Annotated in this window: 23 protein-coding genes and 1 pseudogene; 6 read left to right on the top strand and 18 right to left on the bottom strand. The window is 68.2% G+C overall.

What is annotated here, in order from left to right; translation table 11 throughout:
* Positions 1-7: 7 nt before the first annotated feature.
* The 10 genes from rplB to ACGH52_RS22965 all read right to left on the bottom strand — a co-directional run bounded on the left by rplB (position 8) and on the right by ACGH52_RS22965 (position 7,731).
* On the bottom strand, positions 8-844 hold the full coding sequence (rplB, locus tag ACGH52_RS23010; RefSeq protein WP_030400225.1) for a 50S ribosomal protein L2: 837 nt from the start codon (positions 842-844) through the stop codon (positions 8-10).
* 40 nt (positions 845-884) lie between these two features.
* Positions 885-1,304: a 50S ribosomal protein L23 gene (gene rplW, locus ACGH52_RS23005; RefSeq protein ID WP_007443985.1), complete on the bottom strand. Its 420-nt coding sequence runs from the start codon at positions 1,302-1,304 to the stop codon at positions 885-887.
* Positions 1,304-1,963 (bottom strand): 50S ribosomal protein L4, encoded by a 660-nt coding sequence (gene rplD / locus ACGH52_RS23000; RefSeq protein WP_052839853.1) that lies wholly within the window; start codon positions 1,961-1,963, stop codon positions 1,304-1,306. Before rplD ends, rplW begins: the two co-directional genes overlap by 1 nt.
* A gap of 8 nt (positions 1,964-1,971) precedes the next feature.
* On the bottom strand, positions 1,972-2,616 hold the full coding sequence (rplC, locus tag ACGH52_RS22995; protein WP_059300027.1) for a 50S ribosomal protein L3: 645 nt from the start codon (positions 2,614-2,616) through the stop codon (positions 1,972-1,974).
* A 16-nt stretch (positions 2,617-2,632) separates the two neighbouring features.
* On the bottom strand, positions 2,633-2,941 hold the full coding sequence (gene rpsJ, locus ACGH52_RS22990; protein ID WP_003948644.1) for a 30S ribosomal protein S10: 309 nt from the start codon (positions 2,939-2,941) through the stop codon (positions 2,633-2,635).
* A 436-nt stretch (positions 2,942-3,377) separates the two neighbouring features.
* Positions 3,378-3,827 (bottom strand): hypothetical protein, encoded by a 450-nt coding sequence (locus tag ACGH52_RS22985; protein ID WP_076975860.1) that lies wholly within the window; start codon positions 3,825-3,827, stop codon positions 3,378-3,380.
* A 20-nt stretch (positions 3,828-3,847) separates the two neighbouring features.
* Complete coding sequence (locus tag ACGH52_RS22980; protein WP_399941976.1) at positions 3,848-6,055, bottom strand: RHS repeat-associated core domain-containing protein; 2,208 nt, start codon at positions 6,053-6,055, stop codon at positions 3,848-3,850.
* A gap of 151 nt (positions 6,056-6,206) precedes the next feature.
* Complete coding sequence (locus ACGH52_RS22975; protein WP_399941973.1) at positions 6,207-6,674, bottom strand: hypothetical protein; 468 nt, start codon at positions 6,672-6,674, stop codon at positions 6,207-6,209.
* Positions 6,675-6,735: 61 nt separating this feature from the next.
* Complete coding sequence (locus tag ACGH52_RS22970; protein WP_399941970.1) at positions 6,736-7,068, bottom strand: hypothetical protein; 333 nt, start codon at positions 7,066-7,068, stop codon at positions 6,736-6,738.
* A gap of 15 nt (positions 7,069-7,083) precedes the next feature.
* Positions 7,084-7,731 carry a hypothetical protein gene (locus ACGH52_RS22965; RefSeq protein WP_121700799.1) on the bottom strand — a complete coding sequence of 216 codons (648 nt, stop codon included), beginning with the start codon at positions 7,729-7,731 and terminating at the stop codon, positions 7,084-7,086.
* 405 nt (positions 7,732-8,136) lie between these two features.
* Between ACGH52_RS22965 and ACGH52_RS22960 the strand changes: the two genes are divergently transcribed.
* Together ACGH52_RS22960 and ACGH52_RS22955 are read left to right on the top strand one after the other, a co-directional pair.
* Positions 8,137-8,493 (top strand): MerR family transcriptional regulator, encoded by a 357-nt coding sequence (locus ACGH52_RS22960; protein WP_059300023.1) that lies wholly within the window; start codon positions 8,137-8,139, stop codon positions 8,491-8,493.
* Positions 8,494-8,542: 49 nt separating this feature from the next.
* A complete protein-coding gene (locus tag ACGH52_RS22955; RefSeq protein WP_059300022.1) occupies positions 8,543-8,902 on the top strand; it encodes a hypothetical protein in 360 nt (119 codons plus the stop codon).
* Here ACGH52_RS22955 and ACGH52_RS22950 read toward each other — a convergent pair.
* From ACGH52_RS22950 to ACGH52_RS22930, 5 genes are all read right to left on the bottom strand, one after another.
* Positions 8,883-9,212 carry a CBS domain-containing protein gene (locus ACGH52_RS22950; RefSeq protein WP_076975856.1) on the bottom strand — a complete coding sequence of 110 codons (330 nt, stop codon included), beginning with the start codon at positions 9,210-9,212 and terminating at the stop codon, positions 8,883-8,885. The two genes, ACGH52_RS22955 and ACGH52_RS22950, sit on opposite strands and share 20 nt — an antisense overlap.
* A gap of 149 nt (positions 9,213-9,361) precedes the next feature.
* A complete protein-coding gene (locus ACGH52_RS22945) occupies positions 9,362-9,565 on the bottom strand; it encodes a cold-shock protein (RefSeq protein WP_030039020.1) in 204 nt (67 codons plus the stop codon).
* A 260-nt stretch (positions 9,566-9,825) separates the two neighbouring features.
* Entirely contained in the window at positions 9,826-11,184 is a 1,359-nt protein-coding gene (gene gdhA / locus ACGH52_RS22940) for an NADP-specific glutamate dehydrogenase (RefSeq protein ID WP_059300020.1), read from the bottom strand.
* 157 nt (positions 11,185-11,341) lie between these two features.
* Positions 11,342-11,548, bottom strand: a complete 207-nt coding sequence (locus tag ACGH52_RS22935) for a 4-oxalocrotonate tautomerase family protein (protein WP_059300019.1) — start codon at positions 11,546-11,548, stop codon at positions 11,342-11,344.
* A gap of 1 nt (position 11,549) precedes the next feature.
* The gene (locus ACGH52_RS22930) at positions 11,550-12,308 is read right to left on the bottom strand and encodes an SDR family oxidoreductase (RefSeq protein WP_121700797.1); all 759 of its coding nucleotides are present in this window, start codon (positions 12,306-12,308) and stop codon (positions 11,550-11,552) included.
* A gap of 77 nt (positions 12,309-12,385) precedes the next feature.
* On the opposite strand from ACGH52_RS22930, the gene ACGH52_RS22925 reads away from it, so the two are divergent.
* Entirely contained in the window at positions 12,386-13,285 is a 900-nt protein-coding gene (locus ACGH52_RS22925; protein WP_399941962.1) for a helix-turn-helix transcriptional regulator, read from the top strand.
* Here ACGH52_RS22925 and ACGH52_RS22920 read toward each other — a convergent pair.
* Both ACGH52_RS22920 and ACGH52_RS22915 read right to left on the bottom strand, forming a co-directional pair.
* Entirely contained in the window at positions 13,236-13,427 is a 192-nt protein-coding gene (locus ACGH52_RS22920) for a DUF397 domain-containing protein (protein ID WP_399941960.1), read from the bottom strand. The genes ACGH52_RS22925 and ACGH52_RS22920 overlap by 50 nt on opposite strands.
* Positions 13,424-14,272: a helix-turn-helix domain-containing protein gene (locus ACGH52_RS22915; RefSeq protein ID WP_399946852.1), complete on the bottom strand. Its 849-nt coding sequence runs from the start codon at positions 14,270-14,272 to the stop codon at positions 13,424-13,426. Before ACGH52_RS22915 ends, ACGH52_RS22920 begins: the two co-directional genes overlap by 4 nt.
* Before the next feature lie 112 nt (positions 14,273-14,384).
* Between ACGH52_RS22915 and ACGH52_RS22910 the strand changes: the two genes are divergently transcribed.
* The 3 genes and pseudogenes from ACGH52_RS22910 (at position 14,385) to ACGH52_RS22900 (ending at position 16,832) form a co-directional block, all read left to right on the top strand.
* Positions 14,385-14,819, top strand: coding sequence for an ATP-binding protein (locus ACGH52_RS22910; RefSeq protein WP_399941957.1), 435 nt, complete (start codon positions 14,385-14,387; stop codon positions 14,817-14,819).
* A 249-nt stretch (positions 14,820-15,068) separates the two neighbouring features.
* Positions 15,069-15,944 (top strand): helix-turn-helix domain-containing protein, encoded by an 876-nt coding sequence (locus ACGH52_RS22905; RefSeq protein ID WP_121700651.1) that lies wholly within the window; start codon positions 15,069-15,071, stop codon positions 15,942-15,944.
* Positions 15,945-15,960: 16 nt separating this feature from the next.
* Positions 15,961-16,832 (top strand): annotated as a pseudogene (locus ACGH52_RS22900) (hypothetical protein).
* A 10-nt stretch (positions 16,833-16,842) separates the two neighbouring features.
* Here the strand turns inward: ACGH52_RS22900 and ACGH52_RS22895 are convergent.
* On the bottom strand, positions 16,843-17,235 hold the full coding sequence (locus ACGH52_RS22895; protein ID WP_399941953.1) for a VOC family protein: 393 nt from the start codon (positions 17,233-17,235) through the stop codon (positions 16,843-16,845).
* Between the last annotated feature and the right edge of the window lie 45 nt (positions 17,236-17,280).

The following is a 17,280-nucleotide window of genomic DNA, read 5'->3' as shown; positions in this document are numbered from 1 at the left end:
CCCGTCCTTAGCGCTTCTTGTTCGTCTTGCGGCGGCGGACGATGTACTTGTTCGACGCCTTCTTGGGCGAACGAGTACGGCCTTCCTTCTTGCCCCAGGGGGACACCGGGTGGCGACCACCCGAGGTACGGCCTTCGCCACCACCGTGCGGGTGGTCCACCGGGTTCATGACCACACCACGCACGGTCGGGCGAACGCCCAGCCAGCGCTTACGGCCCGCCTTGCCCCAGTTGATGTTGCTCTGCTCGGCGTTGCCGACCTCGCCGACCGTGGCGCGGCAGCGCTGGTCGACCAGGCGGATCTCTCCGGACGGCATGCGCAGGTGGGCCATCGAGCCCTCCTTCGCGAGCAGCTGCACGGAGGCACCGGCGGAGCGGGCGAACTTGGCGCCGCCACCGGGACGGAGCTCGATCGCGTGGATCGTGGTACCGACCGGGATGTTGCGGAGCGCCAGGTTGTTGCCCGGCTTGATGTCGGCCCCGGGACCGTTCTCGACGCGGTCACCCTGCTGCAGGTTGCGCGGGGCGAGGATGTAGCGCTTCTCGCCGTCGGCGTAGTGCAGCAGCGCGATGCGCGCGGTGCGGTTGGGGTCGTACTCGATGTGCGCGACCTTCGCCGGCACGCCGTCCTTGTCGTGCCGACGGAAGTCGATGACACGGTAGGCGCGCTTGTGTCCGCCACCCTGGTGGCGAACGGTCACACGACCGGCGTTGTTACGGCCGCCCTTGCTGTGCAGCGGGCGGACCAGCGACTTCTCCGGCGTGGACCGCGTGACCTCGACGAAGTCGGCGACGGAGGAGCCACGGCGGCCCGGCGTCGTCGGCTTGTACTTGCGGATTCCCATTTCTCAGTCCTCGTCCGATTCCGGACGATCCGGACCTCCGTCAGGAGGTCGGACCGCCGAAGATGTCGATACGGTCGCCCTCGGCGAGGGTCACGATCGCGCGCTTGCTGTCGGCACGCTTGCCGAAGCCCGTGCGGGTCCGCTTCCGCTTGCCCTGGCGGTTGATCGTGTTGACCCCGGTGACCTTGACCGAGAAGACCGCCTGGACGGCCTCCTTGATCTGGGTCTTGTTGGAGCCCGGCGCGACGATGAACGTGTACTTGTTCTCGTCGAGGAGCGCGTAGCTCTTCTCGGACACGACCGGCTTCAGCAGCACGTCACGGGGGTCCGTGAACGCCTTGCTGGCCGGGGTGACGACGGTGTTCTTGCCCTCGGCCTCGTGGCGGCGCGCCTTGGCGACGCGCGCGGCCTTGGCGGCCTTGGCCGCCTTGGAGGCGATGCTCGGGTGACGCGTAGCCATCAGGCTTCGCTCCCTTCGGTGTCAGCGGCCTTGTTGGGGCCAGACACGAAGGACTCGAAAGCGGCCTGGGTGAAGACCACGTCGTCCGAGACGAGAACGTCGTACGTGTTCAGCTGGCCCGGCTCCAGGATGTGGATCTGGGGCAGGTTGCGGGCGGACAGCCACGCGGCCTCGTCGGCGCGGTCGACGACCAGGAGCAGGTTCTTGCGCTCCGAGATCTTGCCGAACAGCGTCCGGGCGGCCTTCGTGGACGGGTTCTCGCCCTCGATGACGCCGGTCACGACGTGGATGCGGTTGTGGCGGGCCCGGTCGGTGAGGGCGTGGCGCAGGGCCGCGGCCTTCATCTTCTTCGGGGTCCGCTGCGAGTAGTCACGCGGCTGCGGGCCGTGGACGACGCCACCGCCGGCGAACTGCGGCGCACGGGTCGAACCCTGGCGGGCGCGGCCGGTGCCCTTCTGGCGGTACGGCTTCTTGCCGCCACCACGGACCTCGCCGCGACGCTTGGTCTTGTGCGTGCCCTGGCGGGCAGCGGCGTTCTGCGCGACGACGACCTGGTGGATCAGCGGGATGCTGATCTTCTCCACGCCGAAGATCTCCGCGGGGAGCTCGACGCTTCCGGTCTTCTCGCCGGCAGGCGAAAGGATGTCAACAGTGCTCATCGGTTACCTCAGGCCCCCTTGGCCGCAGTGCGGACCAGGACGAGGCCGCCGTTCGGACCAGGAACCGCGCCCTTGATGAGGAGCAGGCCCTTCTCCGCGTCAACGGCGTGAACGGTCAGGTTCTGGGTGGTGACCCGCTCGTTGCCCATGCGACCCGCCATGCGCATGCCCTTGAAGACACGGCCGGGGGTGGCACAGCCACCGATGGATCCGGGCATGCGGTGCACACGGTGGGCACCGTGGGACGCCTTGCCACCCTTGAAGTTGTGGCGCTTCATGACGCCGGCGAAGCCCTTGCCCTTGCTCTTCGCGGTGACGTCGACCTTCACGCCGGACTCGAAGGTCTCAGCGGTGATCTCCTGGCCGAGGGTGTACTCGCTGGCGACAGCGGTACGGATCTCGACGAGGTGACGGCGGGGGGTGACGTCGGCCTTGGCGAAGTGGCCCTTGAGGGGCTTGTTCACCTTGCGCGGGTCGATCTCGCCGAAGGCGATCTGGACCGACTCGTAGCCGTCGACGTCGTTCGTGCGGACCTGGGTGACGACGTTGGGGCCGGCCTTGACGACGGTGACCGGAACAACGCGGTTGTTCTCGTCCCACACCTGCGTCATGCCGAGCTTCTCGCCCAGGATGCCCTTGATCTGCTTGGTCATCTTCAGATCACCGCCCTCAGAGCTTGATCTCGATGTCGACACCGGCCGGGAGGTCGAGTCGCATCAGAGAGTCAACGGTCTTGGGGGTCGGGTCGAGGATGTCGATCAGGCGCTTGTGCGTGCGCATCTCGAAGTGCTCGCGCGAGTCCTTGTACTTGTGCGGCGACTTGATGACGCAGTACACGTTCTTCTCAGTGGGCAGCGGCACCGGGCCCGCGACCGACGCACCAGTGCGAGTCACCGTCTCGACGATCTTCTTCGCCGAAGAGTCGATGACCTCGTGGTCGTAGGCCTTGAGCCGGATGCGGATCTTCTGTCCCGCCATGGCTACTCAGTAGTCCTGTCTCTCGAAACGCTCTGGACCCGGTGGTCCCTTTTCTTCCGCTCCCCCTCCGACCCACGCGGTCGGGCGTGTCGCGCTCTCGCTGACATGAATGTCCCTTTTCGGGACTTCCCTGCAGTGGGAGTCGCGGGCCCTTCCGGAACCGCAGACCGGGGGCGAGAGGCCCACCGGGTGCCTGGCCTGCACCCCGCTGACGCTTCCCGGAAGATTCCCGTACGTCCGCCCCTGATCAGGAGCGACGAGTACTGTGGGACTCGCTTCCGGTCCCCCCGGCGGGAGGCGCGCAGCATCGGCACTCGACCGAGCAACCCCGCTAGTCTGCCATACGGGGCGGGGGGCTGGCCAATCGAAGCGGATGACTGTACCCCGGGGGTGGCGGAGATCAAACCCGGGGCGCGGGGTGACTGCCGCGACGGCGTCATCGCAGCCGGTTCATGAACCGGCTGAACTCTGCCAACGAGTGTTCCAGGTCCTCACGCCCGGCATCGTCCGACGGGAGCTGCTCGAGGTGCGTGTCAGCAAAACGCTTGGCGGCTGCGTGGACGGCGGCGGCGACCCCCGCGGCCGATGAGCGGTCGACGAGCGATCCCCGGCAACTTGTCGCGATCACCCCGTCCCGGCTCCGGGTGAACGTGAGAGAGAACGACGAATCCACCGCGGTCGACTCGTACGACCGCGCCTTCCCTGCCAGGAACGTCCGCAGGCCGTCCAGGAGCAGGGTTACCGTCAGGTAGATCATCACCGCCCCGCCCGGACCGCGGTCCCGCGAACTCACGGACCCGTCACTGCCCCGGACATCGATATGACCGAGGTCGAAACCGGACGGCGGGGGCGTTTCGTTCTCGTCCACGGAGAACTCGAACTCCATCGAGCAGAGTCCTTTCTAAGTCAAACAGCGCTCTTGTCAACGGGGAAGAACGTGATGATGTTGTTCCCATCGTGCGAGTCGACCGTCACTTGGAAGCGCGCATACATTCCGTTGACCTTCATTCTCTTCTGGAAGTTCTGGATTCGCCTGCCAGGATCAGAGATTCTCGTGCCATTACGCACAGCTTTCTTCGCCGCCGCATGAACCTGCTCACGGGTCGTTCCGGGTGGCAGCATGTCTGCATGTTTCGTCGAGGGGTTCGTGCCGGTAATGTGCCGGCCCTCGATGTGCAGCCAGCCCTTCTTGAGGTCGCCGGTCTCCAGGCGGGGCCTCTTGCGGCACAGCGCCAGACCGAACGGATCGATCCACACAGTCGGATTGGGGGTGTACCAGCCGGGGTTCGGTCCACCTGCCAGACCCAGGGGGTCCAGGCTGCAATAGCGCCCCAGTCCGGGATCGTAGTACCGGAAATAGTTGTAGTGGAGTCCTGTCTCGGGGTCGTGGTACTGGCCGGGAAAACGAAGAGGGCAGTCGGTCGACCCCCCGGAGCCGTCCACGGGAAGGCCCCACAGCGTGGTGCGGAGCCGCCACCCGATGTCTCCATCCGGACTCACGAGTTCAGTGGGCGCACCCACGAGGTCCGTGATGATGGCGTAGAAGCGGGTGTCGACCTCTTGCTGAGACAGTTCCGGACCGTATGGTCTCTCGCTCTGTGCCAGGGGGTCACCCGTATAGGGCGACCAGTCCCAGCTCACCACACGGTCTTCAGTGGCCGACGCCTGCTCCGCCAGTTCGGTGCCGTCCCAGGTGAAGTCGACCCGTTCCGTCCAAACGCCGTCGTCCCCCATGAGCTGCTTGGCGATCCGCCTGCCCAGCCCGTCGTACAGATACTGCCAGCGAGATCCGTCCGGAGTTACCACCTCGCGCAGCTGGTCCTGGTCGTTCCAGGCGTATTCCCAGACGCGGAGACCACCCGAGAGTCCACGAGTGACGCGTCTGGTTGTCCGCCCCTGGGCGTCGTGCTCGTATGTTGTCCGGCCTGCTCTCCGCACCCCCAGCAGCCCGTGGTCCCGGTTACCGACCGCGGCCCGGGCGTCGCCTTGCCCGGCTGACAAAGGCCAATCGCCGTGGCTGAGGTCTCCGGCAGCGTCATAGGCATACTGCTCGGACCAATCGTCAGCACGGACAGCGGTGACATGCGTCCCTGCGTCGAGCTCGAATCGCCGGCGTCCCGCGAAGCTGTCGACGACTTCGACGGGGTGGTCGTCCGAGCGGTAGCTGTACTGTCGTTGCAGAGAAGACCGCTCTTTCTGGACGCCGAAGAGCCGCTGCTCCACCAGCCGGTCGTGCCCGTCCCAGCTCTGCGCCAGGACCACGGGCCCCATACGGCGCTCAGTCTCTCGGCTGGCCGCGTCGTACCGAACCGTGAGCGACTGGCCGCCCGTATGCAGAGCGGCCGGTCGGTCGGCGGCGTCGTACTCCCACACGCTGAATGCTCCGCCAGGAGTGCGCCGATGAATACGCCTTCCCAACGCGTCGTACCGGTTGCGTAGAGTGCGCCCATTGCATGTTTCGGCCACGATACGGCCGACCGAGTCCCGCTGCAGTGTCACGACTGCGTCAGCGTTCTCCGCCCGTGCCATCCGTCCGAGGGCATCGTACGCATACCTGACGACTCCATCCACGGCACGCTGCTCGATTACATTGCCCATCAAGTCGTGGCGATAGTGGATTGACTTTCCAAGCGCATTGGTACGGGCTACAAGCTGATTAGCCGCATCGTACGCATACACGAGGGCGCGACCGAAGAAGTCTCTTTCTTCCACGAGGTTGCCCACCGCATCGTACTCATAGGTCCACTCACGACCCCGCGCATCAGTCACGGACGTCAGCCTGAGTTCCGTGTCATGACGGAACGAGAACCGGGCGCCATTCGGCTGTGCGCGAGAGACGAGTAGACCGAAGTGCGTGTACTGAGAGGTCGTAACGCCTCCCACCGCATCGCAATGTTCTGTCTCGTTTCCTTCACCGTCGTAGGCCCAGTGCTCGCGCGCACCGCTCGAAGAGGTACGCCACGCCATCAGTCCTTCGGGGGTCCAACCATAGCGAGTCACGTGGCCCAGCGAATCGGTCGTGGACTCCATGCGGCCGAAGGAGTCGTAGGTGAATTTCGTTTCCGCCCCGAGGGCATCGACATGTGAGACGACCCGCCCGAAGGAGTCGTACATATAAGCCTCAAGGAACGGTGAATGCCCTGCTCGGTCGTCGGCTCGCGGGAGTCGAAGTGGTGGACGCGTCCTCCGGCGGCTTCCAGGGCCGCGGCCCTTGCTCGGAATCCGGGTGCGCCTGTGGGGCCGAAGACCACGAAGGGGTCCGGGCTCATCGTCTGCGCACCGCCTTCCAGGCGTCGGTCATCGCGTAGGCGAGGCTCAGCCGCCACGCGTCCAACTTGTTCCGCACCGTTGATACGACGCTCCAGCACTTCAGCCACGTCGGCAGTCGTCGGAACGGTACGAAGGTCAGGGTGTCGTCGATGGCGTTGACCGCGGTGCTCCTGCGCCCCACGCCTTCCGCCCGCAGTGCGGCGTACAGCTCCGGCGTCAGCGCGCTATTCAGGCGAGCCGCCGTCCCTGCCGCGGTGAAGGCGAACCCTCGCTGGGCGACGTCCGGGAGTTGCATCGCCCGGACGATCCGGGGCGACGCCTCCTCCAGCGAGCAGTTGAAGGCCAGTCCGATCGCCGCCGTGCCGAGGCTTCTCTCCCCGCGCTCGAACGCGGCGTCCCACTCCGCCGGGTCGTTCAGGGACAAGAGTCGTTCGCCGGTCCGCCAGTCCCACTGGGTCGTCAAGGCCGACTCTCTCCTCACAGCGCTGACGGGAACGCCTCGATCAGCTCGCGCCATGCCGGTGTCATCGCGGGAGGGTCCAGAAGCGGGAGTCCCGGGGTGGGGGCGGGTGGATCGGGAGGCGGGAGAAGTCGATGGGGGCGTCGGCGTCCGGGTCGCCGGTCGGAGGGAGCGCGTGGTCGCCGCGGTCGTAGTAGGCGGGCAGGACCCAGAAGTCCGGGGGCTCGTGGCACAGGAGGTCCGGGTACGGGCCGACCTTCAGGTCCGCGTACTGGTGGTTGATCCTCGCCACCGCCTCGGGGCGGGAGACGCCGCAGCGGTACACGAGTACGTCGGCCATGGCGCGGAAGTACTCCAGCATTCCCTCGTCCAGTTCGAGGACGAACTCCTCGGTCACCGGGGTCCCGCGCCCTCAGTCCACGAACCGGAACGTGGACGTGATCGCGTCGAAGATGTCGAAGAAGGAGTCCGCGAGGTCGAGGACCTGGCTGCTGCCCGCGACCAGGGCGACCTTGCCCTCCTGGCCGGGGACCGGGATGTACGTCTGCATGAGCACCGCGCGGACGGTGCGGTTCAGGGCGTCGTCCGGGACCGGGATGTCCTCGACGCCCTGGGTACGGGCCGCGGGGCCCACGCCGGGGATGTCGACCGTGGTGACCTTGCGCCAGGAGTCGCCGGGCTTCCGGGCCTCCTTGACGGCGAGTTGGGCGGCTATGGCGCCCGGGTCGGTGGGGAGGGGGTCGCCCGAGGAGGTGCGGCCACCGATCAGGGAGACCGTGACCGAGCCCGTGATCGGGGTGTCGCCGCCGAAGCTCTCCGCCATGCAACCGCAGTACAGCGCGCCCGACTTCCACGCGTCGGCCGCCGCCTTCTGGAGGAAGGTGACGTACGCGGACCGGGAGGGCTTCAGCTCCGGGTACCGGCGGACGCGGTCGTCGACCATGCGGCGGATCGAGTCGTCCCGGGACTCCGGGCGTATGTCGAACTCCCACCAGGACTCCGGCACCTTGATGCGGAACCCGCCCCGTTCGACGGTCAGAGCCTCCGTGTAGCGGGCCATGGCGTGCCCGGCCTCCCCCGTCAGTCGCTCGAACAGTTGCCCGTTCATCGTCCCACACGGCCTGCGCACCCCGGGCACAGAAAGCCGATCACCTGTTTGGGTGAAAACCTGTCGTGGCCGCTGTAGACATTCAGCTGCTGCTGTGGTTAGTCTTCTGTCGTAGCCAAGAAGTCAGTGAAGCGAGGCAAGAAGGAGGAGGACGCCATCAGGATCGCCCGGGCGAGAACGTTCTCACCGGGTACCGCAGGCCCCGGAACGGAAGGTGGTCCCACGGTCACGCATCCGCGATCCCTCAACAGAACGCCGGCAGTGCAGTAGGCCGGCAGATGGTGTTACAAATCCCTCGGGGCCTTGGTGCCGTACGGCACCAAGGCCCCTCGACGCGTTCCGCAAACAGAGGTGCAGATGACCGCAGACACACCGCTCAACCGCATCGACGACGACGACTACCCCGCGTACACCATGGGGCGGGCGGCCGAGATGCTGGGCACCACGCCCGCCTTCCTACGAGCCCTCGGCGAGGCGCGGCTGATCACGCCGCTGCGCTCGGAGGGGGGCCATCGCCGCTACTCCCGCTACCAGCTGCGGATCGCCGCTCGCGCTCGCGAGATGGTCGACCAGGGAACGTCCATCGAGGCGGCCTGCCGCATCATCATCCTGGAAGACCAGCTCGAAGAGGCTCAGCGCATCAACGCGGAGCTGCGGCGCGAGGGTGCCGGGGCGTCCGGAGACAGGCCAGGGAGTGCCAGTACTGCCCGGTAGTGCCACCGACCCGCCCGCCCGCGCGGGCCTGCGGATAAAATCTGTTCTCATGTCGAAGCCTGACGAGCTGCTCGTTGACATTGCCGCCCGTGTGGAGTCCGCGCAGAGCAGTCGAATGTCCTTGACCGTGGTCACCCACGGTGCTGTTATCACTGGCCGTCTGGCCCCCGAGTCCGTATGGCGGAAGCGGGTGTCGGAAGTGCTGACCGACTCCGCGGACCTGGGCGTCTTCTCCGCCGCCTTCGACGCTCCGGCGGAGAAGGAGGAGGCACCCACGCACCTGCACTTCCATGTCGCCCGGATCCTCCAGGGCACGATGGGCATCCCGGAAACCGGCGGGATGTACCGCGTGGCGATCGGTGACGTGAGCGCCTGGACCGTGGGGGACTTCAGCTACTCCGACCACTGACCGTCGCGGTCGTCGGCGAGGCGGCGGAGGGTCCGTCGCCGTCGTCGATGTCGCGCAGACGGAGCCGGTCCGTGTACGCGGAGCCGTTCCGTACGGCGGTCAGCCGAGCACGGGTGACCAGGGCGGTGTACTGGCCGTCCTCGTCGCAGACGACGAGGTGACTCGTGCGGGCGGCGGCCATGACGGACAGCGCCACCTCGACGGTCATGTCGCCCCAGACCTGCGGTCCCGCCGCGTCCATGGCGTGGGCGACCGTCCGGTGCGCGGGGATGGTGCTCGTCGGACGGGGATGCGTCTGGAGCAGCGTCAAGAAGTGCCTCCTACTGGGACGGGTGAATTTCACAGATTCCGATCAGATTCCAAGGATCCGGAGATTCCCAGAACTCCTAGAATTTCTAGAATTCTGAAATGCAGCTGGGGCCCGCACCCCGAAGGATGCGGGCCCCAGCTGCAAGTGCGTCAGGCGAGGACGATGTTCTCGGCCGTCGGCCCCTTCTGGCCCTGCGCGATGTCGAAGCTCACCTTCTGGCCTTCGAGCAGCTCGCGGAAGCCCTGGGCGGCGATGTTCGAGTAGTGGGCGAACACGTCAGCGCCGCCACCGTCCTGCTCGATGAAGCCGAAGCCCTTTTCCGCGTTGAACCACTTCACGGTGCCAGTAGCCATGTCATTTCTCCTTCGGGGCAGTGCACCGGCGCCCGCACTGTACGGACGCCGTGTCGCCGCGTTGATCACCCCGACCGGAAAAAGACCGGTGTCAAAAAATTCGGGAACCACAACTGCAACTGATAACGACAGTAGCACGCCGGGGCACCCCATGCGCTCCGAGCAATTTCCCCGACTTCGAATTCTCTTCCCGCGGGTACAGATTTAAGGGTGCGCATTTCACAGGAATGACGTGGCGGACGGAAGTTCCGTGAGTTCCGTCAGATGACGCCCTGCGCCAGCATCGCGTCGGCCACCCGCTCGAACCCCGCGATGTTGGCGCCGGTGACGTAGTCGCCCGGGGCGCCGTAGCGCTCGGCGGTCTCGTGGCACGTGGTGTGGATGCTGGTCATGATGTCCGCCAGCTCCTCCTCGACCCGCGCCGCCGTCCACGACGTACGGGCGTGGTTCTGCGCCATCTCCAGGGCGCTGACCGCGACGCCGCCCGCGTTGGCCGCCTTGCCCGGGCCGAAGGCGACGCCGGCCTGCTGGAGCAGGTGCACGGCCTCGGGGGTCGTCGGCATGTTGGCGCCCTCGGAGACCGCCTTGACGCCGTTGCGGATCAGGGTGGCCGCGTCGTTCTCGTCCAGTTCGTTCTGCGTGGCCGACGGGAGGGCGAGGTCCGCCGGGACCTCCCAGACACGGCCGCCGGGGACGAAGCGGGCCGAGGCGCCCCGGCGCTCGGCGTACGCGTCGACGCGGCCGCGCTCGACCTCCTTGATCTGCTTGAGCAGGTCGAGGTCGATGCCCTTCTCGTCGACGACGTAGCCGGAGGAGTCCGAGCAGGTGACGGCGTTGGCGCCGAGGGCGGTCAGCTTCTCGATGGTGTAGATCGCCACGTTTCCGGAGCCCGAGACGACCGCGGTCTGGCCCTCCAGGTCCTCGCCGCGCTCGCGCAGCATCGCCGCCGCGAAGAGCACGTTGCCGTAGCCCGTCGCCTCCGGGCGGATCAGCGAGCCGCCCCAGCCCTGGCCCTTGCCGGTGAGGACGCCGGCCTCCCAGCGGTTGGTGATCCGGCGGTACTGGCCGAAGAGGTAGCCGATCTCCCGGCCGCCGACGCCGATGTCACCGGCCGGGACGTCCGTGTGCTCGCCGATGTGCCGGTACAGCTCCGTCATGAAGGACTGGCAGAACCGCATGACCTCGGCGTCGCTGCGCCCGTGCGGGTCGAAGTCGCTGCCGCCCTTGCCACCGCCGATACCGAGGCCGGTCAGCGCGTTCTTGAAGATCTGCTCGAACCCCAGGAACTTGATGACGCCCAGGTTGACGGACGGGTGGAAGCGCAGACCGCCCTTGTACGGGCCCAGCGCGCTGTTGAACTCGACGCGGAAGCCCCGGTTGACGCGGACGCGCCCCTGGTCGTCCTGCCACGGCACCCGGAACATCACCTGGCGCTCCGGCTCGACCAGCCGCTCGATGAGGCCCGGCTCGGCGTATTCGGGACGGGCCGCGACGACCGGCGCGAGCGTTTCCAGGACCTCGTGCGCGGCCTGGTGGAACTCCGGCTGGGCCGGATTGCGGTGCTCGATCTCGGTGAGGAGGTGGTCGAGCGTGGTCTGCGTCTCGCTTCGCGTCGTCACAGGGGCCCTTTCTGGCACGGCGGTCACCGGTCGCGTGCAGCGACCGGTGGGAGGCGCTCGGCGCCGTTGCCGCGCGCGGGACACTTAAGTGTTACGCGCATGTAAACCTCGTGGCCAGCACCCGATCACTGGATGAGACGAAGGCCTCCCGGTGACGCTACTCCCCGTTCAGCATCGCGGCGGTGAGGACGTTGCCCGCGACGCCCCAGCCGCCGTCCGGGACCTCGTCGACGAGGACGACGGTGGTGGGCCGGGCGCGCTCCCCGTAGATCTCCGCGTAGAGGTCGGTGGTGCGTTCTACGATTTTCCTCTTGTCCTCCGGCGAGAGAGTGCCCGCGGGGACCTTGAAGTGGGCGAAAGGCATGTCAGATCATTCCTCCGTTGGCGCGCAGAATCTGGCCGTTCACCCAATGCCCGGCGGGGCTGCCCAGGAAGGCGACCACGGCGGCGATGTCCTCCGGGGTGCCCAGCCGCTCCAGGGGCGGCGTCTTCGCGAGCCGGTCGATCTGCTCGGGCGTCTTGCCGTCGAGGAACAGGTCCGTGGCCGTCGGGCCGGGGGCGACCGTGTTCACGGTGATGTCCCGGCCGCGCAGCTCCCGCGCCAGGATCATCGTCATCGCCTCCACGGCGCCCTTGCTCGCCGCGTAGCCGCCGTACGTGGGGAACTGCGTCCCCATCACGGAGGTCGAGAAGCCGATGAACGAGCCCCCGGCGCGCAGTCGCCGCGCCGCCTGCTGGGCGACGACGAAGGTGCCGCGGATGTTGGTGCGGTGCATGGCGTCGAGCGCCGCCAGGTCCAGGTCGGCGATCGGCGACAGGGTCATCCGCCCGGCCGCGTTCACGACCACGTCGACGCCGCCGAACTCCGCCTCCGCCCGGTCGAACAGCGCGGCGACCTCCTTCTCCTCCGCCACGTCGGCCTGTACGGCGAGGGCGCGTCCGCCGGCCCCGGTGATCGCCGACACGGTCTCGTCGGCGGCCTCGGCGTCGCGGGCGTAGTTCACGACGACGGCCAGGCCGTCCTCGGCGAGCTTCTGGGAGACCGCCCGGCCGATGCCGCGGGAGCCGCCGGTGACGACGGCGACCCGTTCTGGGGCGGTCCGTTGATTCGTGTGCGTGGTCATGGCTCCACGATGCGCCCGGTCGGCCGCCGCAACCAGGGGATGCCATCCCCTGGGTCAGCGGCCCGGCCCGGCGCAGAATGGACCGCATGAGCGCTGTGAAGTACGCCGAGCTGGGAGCGTTCCTGCGGTCGCGGCGCGAACGCATCCGCCCCGCCGACGTCGGACTCCCGGCCGGACCGCGCCGCCGGGTGCCGGGGCTGCGCCGCGAGGAAGTGGCCCACCTCGCCGGGGCGTCCGTGGACTACTACAACGAGCTGGAACGCGGGGCCGGGTCCCAGCCGTCCGAGCAGATGATCGCCGCGCTGGCGCGGGCGCTGCGGCTGTCCGCCGACGAGCGGGACTATCTCTACCGGCTCGCCGACCGCCCGGTGCCCGTGCAGGGCGGGCCCGCCTCGCACGTGCACCCCGGCATGCTGGACCTGCTGGGGCGGATGCCCTCGACCCCGGCGCAGGTGATCACCGACCTGCACGTCACCCTCGTACAGAATCCGCTGGCCGTGGCGCTGCTCGGGGACCAGTCCGGATACCGGGGGCCCCGCGCGAGCTTCGTGCACCGGTGGTTCACCGAGCCGGAGGCCCGGCTGCTCTATCCCCAGGCCGACCACGGGGCCCAGTCCCGCGCCTTCGTCGCCGACCTGCGGGCGGCCGCCGCCCGGCGGGACGCGAAGGACGCGGAGGTCGGCTCGATGATCCGTACGCTGCTCGGCGTGTCTCCCGAGTTCGCCGCGCTGTGGGCCGACCACGAGGTGGCCTTCCGACGCGACGACCGGAAACGGCTCGTCCACCCGGTGATCGGTCTGATCGAGGTCAACTGCCTCAACCTGTTCAGCGAGGACGGCCGCCAGCGGCTCCTGTGGTTCACCCCGGCCGTCGGGACCGACAGCGCGGGGTTGCTGGAGCTGTTGTCGGTCGTCGGAACGCAGGAGGTCAGCGCCGCGACGCGTACGGCAGGAAGCTCGCCCAGGCGGCAGGGGTGAGGGTGAGGCGGGGGCCGTCGGTGTGCTTGGAATCCCGGATGTGGATGGTGGCGCGGGTCAACGCCAGTTCTACGCAGGAGTTGCCGTCGGTACCGCTGCTGTAGCTGCTCTTGAACCAGACCAGTTCGGTCTCGCGGATCATGTTTCTCCCAGCAGTTTTTCGATGAAGGCACGTGACTCTCTCGGTGGGAGAGCCTGCGCCCGGATGGTGCCATACCGCAGCTCAAGGATGCGCAGCTCCCTGGGCTCAGCAGTCGGCCGGCCGTTGAACGCACCATCGCTACGTCCCACTGCCGTGCCATCCGGGAACTTCAGCAGCTCGATCTTGCCGTCCACACCCGGGTGGGCTTCCGTGTTCGTCGGCATCACCTGAAGCGAGACGTGGTTCAACGATCCCACCTCCAACAGGCGTTCGAGCTGCTGCTGCCTCACCATTGTGCCGCCAACCGGCCGTCGCAACGGCGCCTCTTCCAGGACGAAGTGGATCGACGGCGCCGGATCGCGTTCGAAGACCGACTGCCGGGCCATGCGGGCAGCCACCATGCGCTGTACGTCGTCTGCGGAGTACGGCGGCTGGGCCGCCTCCATCAGCGCGCGGGCATGCTCCGGTGTCTGCAACAGCCCATGGACGCTGTTGCACTCGTAGATGCCGATCTCAACCGCATTCGCCTCCAGCTTCCCCAGCTCCCGCACCTTCTTCGGGTACCGGACCTTCTTCACGTCCTCCCAGGCCGCCGAGAGGAGCCCACCGGCCCCCAGCACCTCGTCGGCCCTGTCCAGATACTCCTGCCGGGGAATCCGCTTGCCGCCCTCGACCTTGTAGACGAGGTCCTCCCCGTACCCGACCGCCACTCCGAACTCGCCGGCGCGCATCCCCGCCGCCTCGCGACGAAGCTTCAACTGCCGTCCCACCGTGGTGATGACCGCGACGCCCCACTCGTCGTCGGGGTCGACCTCCCACCCCGACTCGTCCGTCTCGACCGTCATCTTCTGTCCCTTCCCCGACAGCACCGACACCACTGGACAAGCGTCGGACAGTCACCGTACGTACCCACTGAGTCACTTCTCACGGTACGCACACACCGCCACGCTGAGTGACGTGAACCAGAAATCCACCACCGAACTCACCGCGTCCGTCCGCAATTTCAGCGTGCAGCCCTCTTCCACACCACGCGGCGCCCGCCTCGCCCGCCTGCTCGCGACCGAGCAACTCCGCTCCTGGGGTCTGCCCCTGGACCCGGCACGTCTCCTCGTCGCCGAGCTGGCCAACAACGCGAGCGCCCACGGACGCGTCCCGGGTCGCGATTTCCGGCTCACCCTCTACGTCGTCGGCGACACCCTCCGCATCGAGGTGACCGACACCAGGGGCCAGGAACTCCCCCACCCCCAGCCGCCCTCCCCCGAGGCCGAATCCGGCCGGGGTCTGCTGCTGGTGGAGGCGCTGGCGAGCCGCTGGGGGGTGACGGAGGGACGCTTTCCGCGCAAGACGGTCTGGGCCGAACTGCGCTGTACGCCACCGGAACCCACGTTCTGAGGTTCCGGTGCCGTCGGTGCCCTACCAAAAGAAAGAAACCGGGGAGAAAGAACCCCACCAAGCCCCACCCCTCCCGCCCGAGGCGCATCGTCACTCGGGCGGGTGAACATCACCAGCTCAGCTGGATTTCCGGGCCCCCAACTCCCCTACTCTCAGCGCAAACAACCGAAAAGACATCGGCCCCCGCTGGGACTGGCATCCCGGTGCGAGGGCCTACCACCAAGGAAGCGAAGCAAAGGACCTTCCCCAATGGGTATCCGAAACCCTAGCGCGCCCCCGCGCGCCCAGTCAGCCCTCGACGCCAATCCGACCCGTACGCGTCGTCACGGCGGCGGCATCACCCACGACAACACCCGCCACACCACCCGCTTCGTGGTGATCGGCAACCACCTGGTCCAGCACAAGGAGCTGTCACTCCTCGCGATCGGCCTCGGCTGCCACCTCCAGTCGCTGCCGACCGGCGCGGGCGCCGACATCAAGTCGCTCGCCGCCCGCTTCCCGGAGGGACCCACCCGTATCGCCGCCGCCCTGCGCGAGCTGGAGGCCCACGGCTACCTGCGTCGCGAGCGCCACCGCACGGAGAGCGGCCGGATCGTCACCCGCACGGTCTCCTGCAACCAGCCGCACGCGAGCCGCCGCGAACCGGCCGACACGGGGTGCCCGCCCGCGAAGCGAACGCCTCCGCCGCCGCGCCGTACAGGACACAAGGCGCTCCCCGCCGTACCGCAGCCCGGCAGCAAGGCCCCGGCCCTCCTCCAGACGGCCCTCGACCTCCTGGCCGACCTGCGACGACACGACGCCCGCCTGCTGCTCTCCGCGACGGACACGGCTCACCTGGTCCCGGGGGTCGCGGCCTGGCTGGAGCGCGACGTCGCCCCCAGCGCCGTACGGCACGCCCTGACCGCCGGCCTCCCGGACGAGCCCCTGCACCGCCCGGCCGCCCTCCTGGCCCACCGCCTCACCGACCGGCTGCCACCGCCGCCCCCGTTCCGCACGCCGTCGGCCGCCGTACCGCCGCCGCGCCATCCCCTCCAGAACTGCGAGGGCTGCGACCGCGGCTTCCGGGCCCCCGAGACCGAATCCCACTGCCGCGACTGCCGTACGGCAGTCGCCTCCCCTCCCTGAACCAGCAAGGAACTCCATGGTCAGCCCGCCCCACGAGGCGATGCACCGCATCTTCCAGCACGACCCCGGACTGTTCAGTCGCGTCTCACGCTTCCTCGGCCTCGACATCCCGAAGCCCATCGGGGCAACCGCCCTGCCGACCGATCTCACCGAGGCCAGCCCGGTCGAGCGTCGCGTGGACACGCTCCTGCGCTTCGAGACCGCAGAACAGGGCCCCTTCCTGCTGGCCGTCGAGGCTCAGGGGAAGAAGGACGCGGACAAGCCCGCGAGCTGGGCGTACTACGTCTCGTACCTGTGGACCAAATACCGGCTGCCCACAGCGCTCCTGGTCGTCTGCCAGGACTACGCCACGGCCAAGTGGGCTCAGCAACCGGTGACCAGCGGACCGGCCCAGCTGCCCACCCTCACCCTGCGTCCTCTAGTCGTCGGCCCACACAACATGCCGGTGATCACCGAACCGGACGAAGCCCGTGCCGACCTGATCCTGGCCAGCCTGGCGGCCATCACACACGCCGCAGAGCCGGTCGTCAATGCGATACTGAAGGCCCTGTCCACCCCCTGCGGGACGCGCCGGAAGACATCGCCGACCCCATCGTCGAATTCACCGCACACGGTCTGGGCGACCGCCCGGCCAAGCACCTCTGGAGGAACCTGGTGGCCATGGACCTCTCCTTCTACAAGTCGTACATCTCCGAAGAGATCCGGGATGAGGGCCGTGCTCAGGCCAGCGCCGAGGCTCTGCTGATCGTCCTGGAGCAGCGCGGCCTCACTGTCTCCGACGACGTACGAGGACGTATCACGGCGTGCGACGACCCCGAAGTCCTCCGTCACTGGCTCGCACGAGCCGTCACCGCGCCCACCGCCGAGGCCGTCTTCGAGGCCGAGTAGTCCCCCGTCCTCACGCCACCGTCGATACGCAGAACGGATGCCCCGCCGGGTCCAGCAGTACCCGCCAGCGGTCCGGGGACGGCTGGAAGTCGGGCTTCGTGGCGCCCAGGGCGAGCAGGCGGGCCTCCCCCGTGTCCAGGTCGTCGACGCCGACGTCGATGTGGGCCTGCTTCTCCTGGTCGGTGCCCGGCCAGGTCGGCGGGCGGTAGTCGGACAGGCGGCAGAAGCCGAGACCGGGTGCGCCGTCCTTGCCGCCGAGGAAGTAGAAGTCGTCGGTGTGGAAGGAGACGGTGAGGCCGAGGGCCTCGCCCCAGAAGCGGGCCAGTGCGGCGGGGTCGGAGCAGTCGAAGGTGACGGCGGAGTAGCGGAACGTCGGTGCCGAGGTGTGCTGGGTTGTCGTCATGGGAGGGACCGTAGGACGTGACCAGGACAGGTTCGGTCCTGGTCG

This window comes from Streptomyces sp. BBFR25, assembly GCF_044590125.1.
Lineage (GTDB): Bacteria > Actinomycetota > Actinomycetes > Streptomycetales > Streptomycetaceae > Streptomyces > Streptomyces canus_D.
Note: the sequence above shows the minus strand (reverse complement) of the source record. Positions and strands in the feature narration are given on the sequence as shown.

Bases quoted from the DNA above. Each gene is read 5' to 3' on its own strand.
- rplD (WP_052839853.1), bottom strand. From the start codon at position 1,963: ATGAGCACTGTTGACATCCTTTCGCCTGCCGGCGAGAAGACCGGAAGC.
- rplB (WP_030400225.1), bottom strand. From the start codon at position 844: ATGGGAATCCGCAAGTACAAGCCGACGACGCCGGGCCGCCGTGGCTCC.
- ACGH52_RS22930 (WP_121700797.1), bottom strand. From the start codon at position 12,308: ATGACCACGCACACGAATCAACGGACCGCCCCAGAACGGGTCGCCGTC.
- ACGH52_RS22985 (WP_076975860.1), bottom strand. From the start codon at position 3,827: ATGGAGTTCGAGTTCTCCGTGGACGAGAACGAAACGCCCCCGCCGTCC.
- ACGH52_RS22945 (WP_030039020.1), bottom strand. From the start codon at position 9,565: ATGGCTACTGGCACCGTGAAGTGGTTCAACGCGGAAAAGGGCTTCGGC.
- rplC (WP_059300027.1), bottom strand. From the start codon at position 2,616: ATGACCAAGCAGATCAAGGGCATCCTGGGCGAGAAGCTCGGCATGACG.
- ACGH52_RS22895 (WP_399941953.1), bottom strand. From the start codon at position 17,235: ATGACGACAACCCAGCACACCTCGGCACCGACGTTCCGCTACTCCGCC.
- ACGH52_RS22955 (WP_059300022.1), top strand. From the start codon at position 8,543: ATGTCGAAGCCTGACGAGCTGCTCGTTGACATTGCCGCCCGTGTGGAG.
- ACGH52_RS22920 (WP_399941960.1), bottom strand. From the start codon at position 13,427: ATGATCCGCGAGACCGAACTGGTCTGGTTCAAGAGCAGCTACAGCAGC.
- ACGH52_RS22905 (WP_121700651.1), top strand. From the start codon at position 15,069: ATGGGTATCCGAAACCCTAGCGCGCCCCCGCGCGCCCAGTCAGCCCTC.
- rpsJ (WP_003948644.1), bottom strand. From the start codon at position 2,941: ATGGCGGGACAGAAGATCCGCATCCGGCTCAAGGCCTACGACCACGAG.
- rplW (WP_007443985.1), bottom strand. From the start codon at position 1,304: ATGGCTACGCGTCACCCGAGCATCGCCTCCAAGGCGGCCAAGGCCGCC.
- ACGH52_RS22965 (WP_121700799.1), bottom strand. From the start codon at position 7,731: ATGGCCCGCTACACGGAGGCTCTGACCGTCGAACGGGGCGGGTTCCGC.
- ACGH52_RS22960 (WP_059300023.1), top strand. From the start codon at position 8,137: ATGACCGCAGACACACCGCTCAACCGCATCGACGACGACGACTACCCC.
- ACGH52_RS22980 (WP_399941976.1), bottom strand. From the start codon at position 6,055: ATGTACGACTCCTTCGGGCGGGTCGTCTCACATGTCGATGCCCTCGGG.
- ACGH52_RS22925 (WP_399941962.1), top strand. From the start codon at position 12,386: ATGGACCGCATGAGCGCTGTGAAGTACGCCGAGCTGGGAGCGTTCCTG.
- ACGH52_RS22915 (WP_399946852.1), bottom strand. From the start codon at position 14,272: ATGACGGTCGAGACGGACGAGTCGGGGTGGGAGGTCGACCCCGACGAC.
- ACGH52_RS22935 (WP_059300019.1), bottom strand. From the start codon at position 11,548: ATGCCTTTCGCCCACTTCAAGGTCCCCGCGGGCACTCTCTCGCCGGAG.